The organism is Corynebacterium sp. ACRPQ, assembly GCF_022347225.1.
Taxonomy (GTDB): domain Bacteria; phylum Actinomycetota; class Actinomycetes; order Mycobacteriales; family Mycobacteriaceae; genus Corynebacterium; species Corynebacterium tuberculostearicum_D.
Genome location: NZ_JAKRNF010000002.1, coordinates 185976 through 198000, shown reverse-complemented (window position 1 = coordinate 198000; position 12025 = coordinate 185976). Strand labels below are relative to the sequence as shown.

The window sequence follows — 12025 nt, the reverse complement described above, 5'->3', positions numbered from 1 at the left end:
TAGCAAGTGGTAGCGACAAAACAAACAATACTTGCGCAGGCACAAACAGTCATGTAATTTCAATTGTGCAAGCACAAACAGAGTTTGCGAACGCACAAACAAGGAGGTTGCATGACTTTCCTTCATACAGTTCGAGTCCGCAAAGCGTGGCTAGAGGACGCAGTCAATGAAGCCGGAGGCATCGCAGCCCTCGCAGACAAACTCGATTGCGCCCCCTCGACAATTAGCCGCCAACTCAATGACAAAGCAGAGGCAGGACCCCGACTAATCGGAGCCATCCTCACTAACTGCCCCGTGTCATTTGAGGACGTATTCGACGTAACCGAAGAAGAAATGCGCACACGACGAGTCCGAGTCCGGTCCGTCGCATAAGAAAAGGCCCGGTGCTGGAACACCGAGCCAAAAAGTAAGTATCTATAAGGAGATTAGCACAATGGGAAACCAGCTAGTAACTATCCCGGTGCCAGGGGCTTCCAGCCCCATCATGGCGGTACAGAAGGACGGCACCGAATGGGCAGCAGCCCGCCACATCTGCGATGCTCTCGGAATCAACTGGAAGAGCCAACACCGCAAGCTCACAGATCGCTCTTGGTCAACCGTCCAAATTTTGACCACGGTTGGAGCGGACGGCAAGCAGCGCGAAATGGCAATGGTGGACCGTCGGACGCTCACGATGTGGCTCGCCACGATTAATGAGACCCGCGTAGCGCCAGAGGTTAAAGAAACACTCATTGCCTACCAGCGCGAAGCAGTTAACGCCCTCGACGCCTACTTCCACAAAGGTGGCGCCATCAACCCCCGCGCCGAGGAACACCAACTAAACGCTTTGATGCGTCAATCGCAGATGCAGATGGAACTGTGCCAGGCAGCGAAGGGCCTTATCCACCCTGACCATCTAGAAGCGAAGGCCCGCATCGTACTAGCTCGCGGCCTGGGCGAAGCCCCGGAACTCGACCCGAAGACCCGCCCCCTGTATACGGCGGACTTCCTGAAGTCGAAGAACCTCTCCAACAAGAAGATGAAGTCCGTGGCCCCAATGTTCGGCAAGCGCATGAAGGCACTGTACACGCTGGAAAAGGGGAAGGAACCGGAAAAGTACGACCTCACCCTACCGAACGGTCAGGTTCGCCAGGTCAACGGCTACACCGAAGCAGACCGAGAGCTGATGCAGCGCGTGTGGGACCAGTACTACACCACCGCATAAGGACGAAGACCCATGGACATCTCCGGCATCCAAGCTTTCATGCTCGGCTACATCGAAGCCGCAATCAAAGAACAGCTCGACCCCAAAGAAGTAGACGCGCTCTTTGCCGAAGCGGAAGCCGCAGCGCGCAAGACCCTCAAGAAACTCAACCAATCCAAGACGCAATAGCCCGACTAGCAGGCGGGGGAGTGCGAGCCTCCCCACGGGCACTGGGACTCGTGTGTCCTGAATTTTCGTCAAAGTGACTTAACCCCGATGGGTTAGGGCAGGGCGAAAAACGTTGTATTGAGAACTGAATTAGTGGATCAGCGCCACCAGCCCTTGTGGTGCCTGTGTTGACGGTGTAGCGACCTCGCACGGGCGTAAATGGTGGCGCGCATATAAATACCAGGCCTGAATGGACAAATCACAATTCTTTTACACCTACTACAGGGGCTAAGGAAATGTGCTTACAAAAGACTAACTGGGGTTCGATTCCCCGGCAGGCCACTAGGGGTTGGTGTTAACGGATTAGCACTGTCCTAAAGCCCGCGCAGTGAGTACTGCACCGGCTTAACCTGACCGGCATGCGGTAGCTGCATCAACCCCTGATACGTCTCAAGGCCGGATTTTGCGGACTGCGCGGCCTTGGGGCTTTAATCTCCCGCCACGGTGGTGTGGCGCCCCGACTTTGGCTTGGTCGTTCCCTTCGACGGGGCTCGTGGTTCGATTCCACGCGGGAGAACTGGGGGAGTAGAGAGACCCGACCGCTTCGCCTAGCGGGTCTCGTAAGCAAACCACAATGCGCGGCCTGGCCGTCGGCCGCGTCGGCGCGCTCTACTCCCCACCTATGAGTAAAGCCCCGTGCAGTAGCTGTGCGCGGGGCTTTCTCAATCCATTTTTATCCACCTCATCACCACAATAAGGAGGACACGATGAAGCCTACCAAAACGCAGGCCTATTCAGTCCAAGAAGTCGCCGCCCTGCTGGGGATCGCCCCGTCGACGCTGTATGACCACGTGCGCGCCGACAAGGTAGCCCATCTGCATCCCATCACGGTCGGTAACCGCACTGTATTCCCAAAGAAGGTTATCGATGCTCTCCTAGACCCGGCGGTGAGCGCATGAGTCATCTCAAAGATTACGCACTTGGCTGCGTCTTCGGCTCGTTTGTATTCGCCGGCATTCTGATTGGAGGAATTGCACTGTGAACACCTGGATTGCTGCTATGAGCGCCATCGTTCTGATTAACCTGTTGGGGACTATGGCCCTGTCGGTGGTGGTTAACCACCGCATTAATCAACTCGAAGATGACGCCACCCGCGCCTTTTACCGTGACCGCGCTTTATCTGACGCTATCGGAAACCTAAATAAGCGCATGAATCACCACCTAGGGCTTACACCATCGGAGGCCCCTAACGCGGAAGAAGCAAGCCGCATCGACGATCTCCTGCGCGACCACACACCGAGGAGCAAGCAATGACTCCACGGAAGAGCATTACTCGCGTGCGTGTCATCCAAGAGGAATTTGACCACTTCACTCGTTGCGGCATCTCCCGTGAACTGACCATTCGGCGGCTATCTCAGGTGTATGGAACCCCAGTCGAAACGATAGGGGATTACATCACGCCGGCGCGCCGCCAAAGGGAAGAAAGAAAGCTGATTAACGCATGACTTCGAAAACTCTTAAACAGCCACCACGCCCCGGAACAGATGAATGGCGCCGCACCATGTCCGGCTCAAAGATTGCCACCATTCTGGGCTTGTCTCGATTCCAGTCCCCGTTCTCGCTGTGGCATGAAATGTCCGGCAACGTTGAGCCGGAACCGTTTGATGAGGAGACTGGCGCGTGGGGCCATATCGCGGAGCACTCGCTCGCTGAATGGTGGAAGCACCACAACCCCGGCTGGCAGCTCAACGCCGGGAAACCAGGGGAGACGGAGATCACCTATACCCGCGATGATCTCCCTTTCCCGAATCTTGCCACCTTGGACCGCCGCGCCATGAACCGTGCCTTTGGTGTGCGTGACCCGCGGCGCTTCCACATTATCGAGTGCAAGACTGCCCGCGACCTCGCAGACTGGGGCCGCCCAGGGGAGGATAACGCCGTACCCGCCGACTACTATGCCCAAGTCCTTTGGGGCATGGGCATTAGTGGTATTCACCAAGCAAGCATCTGTGTCCTGGGGCCGTTCGGCGCGCCGGAAATCCACACTGTGGAGTGGAGCCAACCCGTGTTTGAGGGAATGGTGGATAAAGCCGCCGAATGGATGCAAACCCTTGAGGAAGGGGAAGAGCCGGAGCTTAGCGACTCGCTACGCGACTACACCGTCATCCGCGGACTACACCCCGACATTGATACCCACGAGTCCGTAGATGTTGACCGTGACCAGGCCGTCGCATGGCTGGACGCAATCACCGCCGAAGCAGAGGCAAAGAAACAGGCCCAGCTGGCAAAAACACAGCTCGCCAAGCTCATGGGAAACGCAAAATACGCCACCGTGAACATTCCCGGGCGTGACAAGCCCGTGAAGCTCGCCGACCGCCGCGCCAAAAATGGCGGCACGCCCTACGTCCAATTCAACAAGAAAGCCAACCTCGCCGATGCCTAACACCACACCGCCCTCGCTTGAAGAGCAACTCCAGACAGCTGTCCGTCAAGACGAGATAGACCTCATGACAGAAATACCAGCGTGTGAGGTCATCGAACTTACGGCACTGTGCCGAATCGCAGACGCACTCACCACCATCAGCACCCACATCACCAAGGAGAACTAATCATGACCGAAGTAGAAACCTACACCGCGCCAGCCACCCCAGCTGCCCCGTACGCCAGCCAGACCCTCATGGAAAAGGGCGTTGCGAAACTCCGCCAGCACGCCGAACTGAAAGCCATGGCATTCGACTATGCGGACTTCATCACCAAGACCGGCGCATGCCCATCTATTTACAAGGGCAAGCCGATGGACGCCGCTGCAGCCATCATCCGCGGCACCGCTTTGGGCTTCGACCCGGACGGTGCGCTGGAAGCTTTCTTTGTCATCAACGGCAAGACCGGAATGTACGCCCGCGCCATGGTCGCCGTTGCTGAAAACGCCGGCTGCGAACTCTGGGAGGTGGAAGCCTCCGATAATTCTGTTACGTGGGCAGGCCGCAAGCCCGGCGGGCACGAACAGCAAGTCACCTGGACTATGGACCGCGCCAAGAAAGCCGGCTACACGAGCAACAAACGCTACGGCACCAACCCGCAGGAGATGCTGCGCTCCAAGTGCCAGGCAGAATTAGCCCGCATGATTGCCGCAGGCCCACTCATGGGCCTGTACTCAGAGACCGAGGAAGCAGCCTTCGAGCCAAAGCCGGTTAAAGCAACGGCTACTCGTCAGCAGCCGCAGCAGTCGCGTGGCTTGTCTGCGATTGCCGCAGCAACGAATACTGCGCCGGAGGAGGAGCCGGTAGACGCCGAAGTCGATGGCGACGATGAGTTCCTGGCCGACATTAAAAACACCGTGGCGGGCATGTCCACCACAACGGAAATTAACGAGTTTGCCGACGCACTCAAAGCAGACGGTGACGTGCCGGAAGCCGCAAAGCAGATCATCATGGACCGCTACAACCAGCTAAAGGAGAAGTAAATGGGCTTCGTATTCGTAGACGAACTGCCACCGGTACAAGGCAGGACCACTATTGATAATGAGCGTGCCGAGGAGCTCATCGACGAAATGCTGGCTAACCCCGGCAAGTGGGCAAAGGTTCCCTACGTGTGGCTCTATCCGGACGCCGAGGGGCAGGCGGAAAAGAAGCTGATTGGTCGTGCGCGGAATCTTTCGAACCGTATTCACCGCGGAGAAATCCGCCCGTTCAGTGAGTACCCGTGCGAGTCCAGGGCCCGCAAGACCGACTGCTATATCCGCATCAACGCGACCAAACGACAACTTAAGGAGATGGGCTTTTAATGATTGACGTAATCACTCTCACTGGTGGCTTGCCGCGAGACGCGGAGCTACGTTTCACGCCGCAGGGCGCCGCGGTGGCTAACTTCACCCTCGCCAATTCGGACAATAGGTTCGACCAAGAGCAGAACCAGTGGGTAAAGACTCGCAGCATGTACCTAGATGTGACCATCTGGAACGAGCAGGGCAATAAGCAGAATCCCACCCCGTGGGCTGAGATGGCCGCTGATTTGAAAAAGGGCGACCAGGTAGCCGTCACCGGCAAGTTGATTACCCGCACGTGGGAAACCAGGGAAGGGGAGAAGCGCAGCAAGGTGGAGTTCAACGCCATGCGTTACTACGTGCTGCCTGCTGCGCCGCAGCAGCAAAATCAGGCACAGCAGCAGTGGAACAACGCTGCCCAGAACGGCCAGACAGCTACCAGTGGCGCATGGTCCCAGCCTCCGGCGCAGGCAGGCCAAGACCAGCAACCACCATTCTGATGGTCTACATCGAGATTAAGGCCGCAGACCTCCCCAACCATAAGGGCAAACGTGTGGCCTTATTCCCCTCCGCCTTCGACCCGGACTCAATACCCGACCGCATCACCTACGCCGCCGAATACGACGGCACAGTCCACGGGGCCACCAGAGACGGCCGCTTCGCCCTTAAAGCAACATCCACCGTCCTCGTCGACCCCACCGCATAACCCCGCCTTTTAGGACCTCCACAGTCCACAGGCGGGGTTTATTTCTAACCCCAACGGACTTTTACCCATGCCTAACCCCGACCACCGTTCCCGCGAAGATATGCGTGCTTGGTTGGAATCGCAGGACGTGTACTGCGCCCGGCCCGCATTCCTCGACGCACTAATCCAGTTGTTCCAATCCATAGAGAAAGGAGGAGAAGACGATGCCCCGAATCAGGACGATTAAACCCGAATTTTGGTCCTCGCCGGATGTGGCAAAGGCGTCTGCTGTGGCGCGCCTGGCCTACATCGGGATGTGGAATTGGGCGGATGATTACGGGCGCGGAACCCTCAACTTGAAGGAGTTAGAGGGGTTCATTTTCCCCAACGATGACATCAAAGAACTTAGCGTAGGAACTTCCGAGAATTTCCGCCGCGTCGTGAAGGAAGTTGTAGACACCTTCGGAATCATCATTTATGAGGTCCACGGACGCACCTACTACGCCATCCCAACATGGGCGGACCATCAGCGCACAGAACGCAAGGCTAAGTCTAAATATCCAGCCCCAGAAGACGGCGAAAACGTCTCTGACCAGTGGAGTGACGGAAGTTCCTACACTTTCCTACGCACAGCGTCGGAAGTTCCTACACAAGGCGGCGGAAGTTCGCGGAAACCGGAGCATAGGAACAGGGGAACAGGGGAACAGGGGAACAGGGGAACAGGGGAGGGGGTTAAGGAAACCAGTAACCCTACTGGTGGACAAGACCCCAACACCGAAAGCCCCCAACCTCAAAATCTCGACGAGTTAGCGGCGGCTCACGCCGCCAGCCAACCCGACCCACGCCGCTGCCCCGAACACCAACACCTCGCACCCGGCACCGTCCCCAACTGCGGCCAATGCGCAGAAGCCCGCATCGCGTACGAGGAACACCAAAAAGCCGCGAAAGCAGACGAACGCAAACAACGCCGCCAAGCCATCGACAACTGCAACCAATGCGACGAAAACGGATGGGTAAAAGGCACCAACCCCGCCAGGCGCTGCGACCACCGCCAGCCACGCGAGGAGCCACCATTTTGACCACCCCAACAGAAAACCCCCAATGGCGCCTATGGGTCGACATCATCGACCAGGAATGCCGCCGCCAATTCAACACCCGCAAACCCAAACGCCACCACCCACGCCCCTACATCCAACACTGGACCTTCCCCTATCACGGATTCCACATAGTCATCTACGCCGAAGAAACCACCGCCTTCATCGAAACCCGCAACCACCACAACCACACCATCCACCAAACCCGCATACCCCAAGGACAAGACCCCACCACCCACATCACCGCCCACAAAAACGCCACCAACACCCACAAGGACAACCAATGACCAACCCGTTCGACTGTATCGCCAACAACACCGCCCGTTACTTCACTCACCAGGGCATCAACTGTATGACGCAGCTGGGGCCGTTCACCATCAACGGATACATAGAACTGCCAGAAAACCACCCATGGCTCGACGAGGGAGACCTACAGCTCTTCGACGGCGTGGACGTACACGGAGGAATCACCTACCACGAGGGCCGCGTAATCGGCTTCGACACTAATCACTTCCGCGACGGCCACCATCCCGAGGCTGAGCTCGCCTACCAGACAGAAAAAATGTCAACCCTGAGCATGTACGGAGAAATTCCCCATATCTGGACGTGGGAGGAAGTCGAAGCAGAAACCCGCCGCCTAGCAGAACAAGCAAAGGACACCACCAATGAGTAACCCCACCCGCCAAGAAATCATCGCCGCGAACAACGCGTTAGCTGCGCTCGTATGCGTTGCACTCAGCAACACATCGGACCCTGACGAAAAAGACTTGATAAAAACTGAGGGCAGGGCGATTGCCGCCGTCCTCCCACCACGCCCACGCCCCACAATGGCCGAGGTCGAATGGGACGACGAGAAGCACTACCTCGCAGAAGCAGAACACCCTGGCTTTGGGAAAGTCATCATGCTGCACCCCGCGTCTGACACGGAAATCGAATGTTTATGCAATTGGCGCGGCCTGTACCGAGCCTATAGTCTCATCACCGCCTATCTCACCCCGACTGGCAAGCGCTACACACTCACGGAGGTGCAGGATGGATAACATTGACCGTGCTCTCGCGGTGCTTGAAGCCTCCCGACGCCCCGGAGAAATCCGCATCCACCCATACGACGCGGCAGAAGCACTCGCCAAAGCAGGGCTAATCATGACAGACCTACCAGAGCCGCGCACCTTTCCCGACACCGGGGGATACGAGTGGCACATGAAAGACGGATACGTCTCTCTCGAAGACGGAATTATCCACGTGATCCATGACGAAACCGACGAAGACTGGGAACCCGCCGAGCTCGAATCTGACTGTGCTGAGATACGCATTTCGGATACCTCCAAGGCTCGGGAAAATGCTTATGCAATCCTCGCCGCCTGCGACCTGAAGGAGACCACCAATGACTGACCTCACCACCATGCACCTGAAATGCCTACTCGACCAGGCCACACCAGGGCCCTGGAAGTTCAAAGAAGAAAAAGAATGGGAGCATGTGGCAGGGCCGGAATACCCTCCAATGCTCATAAACATTGGGCACATCGTGAAAGGCAGTGACGGTAGGCATCTGTTTGAGATTCTCAATGACACGGTTCTCGAAGATCACCCCGGTAACCTGCGACTCGCAGCCGCAGCCCCACAACTCGCGGAAGAAGTAATCCACCTACGGGAACACATCGAGGAACTAATCACCGCCATGGAAGATAAAGCCGCAACCGGCGAATCCCAAGCACCCGCAATCATCGCAGGCTTCCTAAAAGAAATCGTCCTAGGAGAAGTCAATGAATAACCTCACCACCTACCACCTCAAGCATCTACTCAGCCAAGCCACACCAGGCCCGTGGGAATCCCGCTATGGCGTAGCGGGCGTTCCCGAAGGATGGGACGAGTATTGGGTAATACTCCAAATGGGCCGTCACCGACTTCCCCTGCGGTCACCTCATTATCCACTAGAGGACGAGGAGTATGCGAACTTCGACCTCGCAGCCGCCGCCCCAGAACTCGCACAGGAAGTAATCCACCTACGCGACGCGCTCGGATACCTCGTAGAAGAAACACGGCTCGCCGCCGAAAACAGCGAAGATGTAGTAGTCCAAAAGCGAGTAGCCGATGCCATAAAAACCACCGTCGCAAAAATCCAAGGAGACCACGATGAATAACCAATACAAAGCAGCCGAAGTTATCCGCACCTGGCAGAAACGGCACCCGATCGTGATGGAAAGCAATCCAGATTGGGCGGCACAAAACCTCGCAGGAGACCTACAAGAAGCCGGTCTACTAGCCCCAGACACGCCTCAACCATTCTTTGAGCACGGGAACGGCCCCAACTGGGAAATACCCATCAATGATGAGGACGGCGGTTTAATAATAGTCCGCGCACTAGGCGGCGAAGTATTCATCGAACGAAAAGGCCGAGCTTTCAGCATCAGCCCCGCCGAAGCCCGAAAACTCACAGCAGCAATACTCGCCGCCGCAAACCACCGGGAGGAAGCATGAACGTAATCATTATCGCCGGGGCGTGCGCAGCCACATTTAGCGCCACCACCCTAGGACTTATTCAAATCGCCAGGCGGGCACAGTGGCGGCAGAAGCCTGACCTCACCCCTACGCTCACCTATACCGCATTAGCGGCCATTCTATGGACAGGAGCCACAACGCTATGACTAAAACATTCGCAGACATGACCGAAGAAGAACGCGCACAATGCCGAGGAATGTGGTGTGACACGCCTAAAGGAACATTCGTACTACTCGCACCAATGTTCCGAGACCACGAAAAAATCGGGTGGCAGCTAGTAATACCGAGCGAAGGGATGAAAATCGATTACCAGCTGAAGGACATCACCCCACGCCCCGACCTGCCCCGCGCATGGCAAGCAGACGGCACACCACCAGCAGGGAAATGGGAGCACGCCGAACGTCTAAGCAAGGGAGTAACAACCGTCTACCTATGCGGCAAGGAGAATCCTACACACCGCCAATGGATAGGAAAATGGGAGCAAGCATGACCCCGGAGCAGGCCCGCTTCTGGCTAGGCGACGGCACCAAGCCCCCAATCATCCCGCCCTACATCGCGCAGCGCGCCCTCGAAACCATCGCAGCGATGGAAGAAGAAGACAGATCCGAAGCGCCACCACAATAGTCCTGACCACACAGGCCCCGCACACCGCGGGGTCTTTTCTTATGCCCAAAGAAGGGAACCACCATGGAACACCTACACGCCCCAGCAGGCACACCATTCATCGCCAGCGTCTGTGGCGGCATACCCCAACTCGTTGTACGCACCCACCACAACACCGAACAACAAGCCTGGTGGTATTTGAACGGCACCGAATGGCTACAAACCGACCACCAAGACCTGGACTACATCATCCCGCTAGAGGTAACCCCGCATGTATAAACCTAAAGTCCGCAAAGCCCAACCACTCGCGTCCACCAGCGGCCCCACGTGGGGAGTGGTAGCCGGCGCATACTTCTACCCCCTAGGGGACCACACAGCCGCCCTATGCGCCGCACAGATAGCCACCATCCACCCACGAGCCCTCACGCTCCTAGGCTTCGACCGATACTGGGCAGACCGCATCACCCTCACACGAGACCAACCCGCCAGCACCCTCACCCACAGAGGCTGGCTATGACCCCAGCCTTCCAAACATTCGTCCCCGGCACACCACGACCACAAGGCTCCAAGCGCCACGTCGGCGGTGGCCGCATGGTGGAATCCTCCAAATACGTCAAAGCCTGGCGCACCAAAGTCTCCCAAATCTCCAAACGCGCCCACCGCGGCCGGGAACCACTCACCGGCCCACAACGCCTAGACCTCGTACTCGTCATGCCCGCCCGCAAAAAAGAACCACACCCCGGCAGCTGGCACACCGTAAAACCCGACCTCGACAAACTAATCCGCGCCATAGACGACGCACTCACCACCGCCGGTATAATCACCGACGACTCCACCATCACCGCAATAACAGCACTCAAACGCCGAGCCAAACCAGACGAGCCACCCGGCGCACACATCACCATCACACCTCTAGGCGAAACCCAACCCCACTAGAGGAAACCCCATTGGACACCACCGAACTCACCCACAAAATAAACCACCTCCACACCGCCTACCGCCACCTCGAAGAAGCCAAATACGCCACCGGCCAAACCCGAGACGAACGCACCATGCGACCAGGCGGACGCCTCGGCCCCCAAACCCCAGGCCACACCAAACCCGTCAACCTCTGCATAGAACTAGAAACCAGACTCTACGACTACGTCTGCGATGCCAAACGCTACATCACACCCAGCCGCATGCTCCCCAGAAACTGGGACACCATGCTGCCCTGGCTCAAATTCAACGCCGAACAAATAACCACCCTCGACCCCGGATACGTAGACGAACTCGCCTTAGAACTCGACTACCAAACCCGCCGCATCAACCGCCTAATCCAACCCACCGCACCACGCGCCGATCGTCCCGAACCCTGGCACCCAGCACGCACCGTCATCACCCTATGCGCCGGACAAGGCCACCGCGTCACCCAAGGACAACTACGCCAGCTCGTACACCGCGGCATCATCGAAGCCCAGGCCTCCGGCAACCGTAACCTCTATCGCACCAGCCAAGTGCTCCAACACCTCAAAGGCCAGCATCAATAGCCGCAGCTCTTGCGGCCGTGTCACGCCAACTGCTATACTCGACGCGACGACTTAGTGCGCTTAGATTAAAATAGACGCTAGGTGCGTACATAGGTTTCTCAAGTTAACCTAAAGTTCATCTTCTACTATGGCCTTTCCTAAATAGAGGGCATAATTTGAGTACCACCCAATAAGAAGTAGGAGGTACTCGATGGCTAGACTCAGGTTCAACAAAGACCAAGTTGAAGAAGAAATCAACAAGAAGCTCAACGAGCTTCAATTCCAAAAAGGGGAATCGGTCAAACAAACCGAGGACAATATAGCGCGTGAGCTAAAACGTTCTGGCATATCGCCGAATATGCAGAACGTCAGAAAGCTCGCTAAAAAGATGCACGACGAATAGTCGTCAAGAGAATACCCTCAACACACGTTGGGGGTATTCGTCGTTTTAACCAAGCCTTGTAGCCACCTCACTGCAACTAACCATCACGCATTGAAACGTTAGAGCAACTCTGAGCAACA

At 56.9% G+C, this 12025-nt stretch carries 25 protein-coding genes; all 25 read left to right on the top strand.

Features of this window, described 5'->3' with window-relative positions; translation table 11 throughout:
• Nucleotides 1–111: 111 nt before the first annotated feature.
• The 25 genes from MHY24_RS02525 (at nucleotide 112) to MHY24_RS02405 (ending at nucleotide 11906) form a co-directional block, all read left to right on the top strand.
• Nucleotides 112–372: a helix-turn-helix domain-containing protein gene (locus MHY24_RS02525; protein WP_239228259.1), complete on the top strand. Its 261-nt coding sequence runs from the start codon at nucleotides 112–114 to the stop codon at nucleotides 370–372.
• Between the two features lie 61 nt (nucleotides 373–433).
• Nucleotides 434–1204: a phage antirepressor N-terminal domain-containing protein gene (locus MHY24_RS02520; protein ID WP_239228258.1), complete on the top strand. Its 771-nt coding sequence runs from the start codon at nucleotides 434–436 to the stop codon at nucleotides 1202–1204.
• A gap of 12 nt (nucleotides 1205–1216) precedes the next feature.
• Nucleotides 1217–1372 carry a hypothetical protein gene (locus MHY24_RS02515; protein WP_239228257.1) on the top strand — a complete coding sequence of 52 codons (156 nt, stop codon included), beginning with the start codon at nucleotides 1217–1219 and terminating at the stop codon, nucleotides 1370–1372.
• A gap of 746 nt (nucleotides 1373–2118) precedes the next feature.
• Nucleotides 2119–2310 carry a helix-turn-helix domain-containing protein gene (locus tag MHY24_RS02510; RefSeq protein ID WP_239228256.1) on the top strand — a complete coding sequence of 64 codons (192 nt, stop codon included), beginning with the start codon at nucleotides 2119–2121 and terminating at the stop codon, nucleotides 2308–2310.
• A 79-nt stretch (nucleotides 2311–2389) separates the two neighbouring features.
• The gene (locus MHY24_RS02505) at nucleotides 2390–2665 is read left to right on the top strand and encodes a hypothetical protein (RefSeq protein WP_239228255.1); all 276 of its coding nucleotides are present in this window, start codon (nucleotides 2390–2392) and stop codon (nucleotides 2663–2665) included.
• Nucleotides 2666–2852: 187 nt separating this feature from the next.
• Nucleotides 2853–3794, top strand: coding sequence for a YqaJ viral recombinase family protein (locus tag MHY24_RS02500; RefSeq protein ID WP_239228254.1), 942 nt, complete (start codon nucleotides 2853–2855; stop codon nucleotides 3792–3794).
• Nucleotides 3795–3962: 168 nt separating this feature from the next.
• Entirely contained in the window at nucleotides 3963–4814 is an 852-nt protein-coding gene (locus tag MHY24_RS02495) for a hypothetical protein (RefSeq protein WP_239228253.1), read from the top strand.
• Complete coding sequence (locus tag MHY24_RS02490; protein ID WP_239228252.1) at nucleotides 4815–5135, top strand: hypothetical protein; 321 nt, start codon at nucleotides 4815–4817, stop codon at nucleotides 5133–5135.
• The gene (locus tag MHY24_RS02485) at nucleotides 5135–5614 is read left to right on the top strand and encodes a single-stranded DNA-binding protein (RefSeq protein ID WP_239228251.1); all 480 of its coding nucleotides are present in this window, start codon (nucleotides 5135–5137) and stop codon (nucleotides 5612–5614) included. Before MHY24_RS02490 ends, MHY24_RS02485 begins: the two co-directional genes overlap by 1 nt.
• 53 nt (nucleotides 5615–5667) lie before the next feature.
• Nucleotides 5668–5820, top strand: a complete 153-nt coding sequence (locus MHY24_RS02480; RefSeq protein ID WP_239228250.1) for a hypothetical protein — start codon at nucleotides 5668–5670, stop codon at nucleotides 5818–5820.
• Nucleotides 5821–5887: 67 nt separating this feature from the next.
• Complete coding sequence (locus MHY24_RS02475) at nucleotides 5888–6046, top strand: hypothetical protein (protein WP_239228249.1); 159 nt, start codon at nucleotides 5888–5890, stop codon at nucleotides 6044–6046.
• Between the two features lie 43 nt (nucleotides 6047–6089).
• Entirely contained in the window at nucleotides 6090–6878 is a 789-nt protein-coding gene (locus MHY24_RS02470; RefSeq protein WP_239228248.1) for a hypothetical protein, read from the top strand.
• Nucleotides 6875–7180 (top strand): hypothetical protein, encoded by a 306-nt coding sequence (locus tag MHY24_RS02465; RefSeq protein WP_239228247.1) that lies wholly within the window; start codon nucleotides 6875–6877, stop codon nucleotides 7178–7180. Before MHY24_RS02470 ends, MHY24_RS02465 begins: the two co-directional genes overlap by 4 nt.
• Nucleotides 7177–7566, top strand: a complete 390-nt coding sequence (locus tag MHY24_RS02460) for a hypothetical protein (protein ID WP_239228246.1) — start codon at nucleotides 7177–7179, stop codon at nucleotides 7564–7566. The genes MHY24_RS02465 and MHY24_RS02460 overlap by 4 nt, the downstream gene beginning before the upstream one ends.
• On the top strand, nucleotides 7559–7933 hold the full coding sequence (locus MHY24_RS02455; RefSeq protein ID WP_239228245.1) for a hypothetical protein: 375 nt from the start codon (nucleotides 7559–7561) through the stop codon (nucleotides 7931–7933). The genes MHY24_RS02460 and MHY24_RS02455 overlap by 8 nt, the downstream gene beginning before the upstream one ends.
• Nucleotides 7926–8285, top strand: coding sequence for a hypothetical protein (locus MHY24_RS02450; protein WP_239228244.1), 360 nt, complete (start codon nucleotides 7926–7928; stop codon nucleotides 8283–8285). Before MHY24_RS02455 ends, MHY24_RS02450 begins: the two co-directional genes overlap by 8 nt.
• Nucleotides 8278–8664, top strand: a complete 387-nt coding sequence (locus tag MHY24_RS02445) for a hypothetical protein (RefSeq protein WP_239228243.1) — start codon at nucleotides 8278–8280, stop codon at nucleotides 8662–8664. Before MHY24_RS02450 ends, MHY24_RS02445 begins: the two co-directional genes overlap by 8 nt.
• Nucleotides 8657–9034, top strand: coding sequence for a hypothetical protein (locus MHY24_RS02440; protein WP_239228242.1), 378 nt, complete (start codon nucleotides 8657–8659; stop codon nucleotides 9032–9034). Before MHY24_RS02445 ends, MHY24_RS02440 begins: the two co-directional genes overlap by 8 nt.
• Entirely contained in the window at nucleotides 9027–9371 is a 345-nt protein-coding gene (locus tag MHY24_RS02435) for a hypothetical protein (RefSeq protein WP_239228241.1), read from the top strand. The genes MHY24_RS02440 and MHY24_RS02435 overlap by 8 nt, the downstream gene beginning before the upstream one ends.
• A 184-nt stretch (nucleotides 9372–9555) precedes the next feature.
• Entirely contained in the window at nucleotides 9556–9882 is a 327-nt protein-coding gene (locus MHY24_RS02430) for a hypothetical protein (protein WP_239228240.1), read from the top strand.
• Complete coding sequence (locus MHY24_RS02425) at nucleotides 9867–10016, top strand: hypothetical protein (RefSeq protein WP_239228239.1); 150 nt, start codon at nucleotides 9867–9869, stop codon at nucleotides 10014–10016. The genes MHY24_RS02430 and MHY24_RS02425 overlap by 16 nt, the downstream gene beginning before the upstream one ends.
• A gap of 63 nt (nucleotides 10017–10079) precedes the next feature.
• Entirely contained in the window at nucleotides 10080–10274 is a 195-nt protein-coding gene (locus MHY24_RS02420) for a hypothetical protein (protein WP_239228238.1), read from the top strand.
• A gap of 234 nt (nucleotides 10275–10508) precedes the next feature.
• Nucleotides 10509–10931, top strand: coding sequence for a RusA family crossover junction endodeoxyribonuclease (locus tag MHY24_RS02415; protein WP_239228237.1), 423 nt, complete (start codon nucleotides 10509–10511; stop codon nucleotides 10929–10931).
• Between the two features lie 11 nt (nucleotides 10932–10942).
• Entirely contained in the window at nucleotides 10943–11524 is a 582-nt protein-coding gene (locus MHY24_RS02410) for a hypothetical protein (RefSeq protein ID WP_239228236.1), read from the top strand.
• 190 nt (nucleotides 11525–11714) lie between these two features.
• Nucleotides 11715–11906, top strand: coding sequence for a hypothetical protein (locus tag MHY24_RS02405; RefSeq protein ID WP_239228235.1), 192 nt, complete (start codon nucleotides 11715–11717; stop codon nucleotides 11904–11906).
• The last annotated feature ends 119 nt before the right edge of the window (nucleotides 11907–12025 follow it).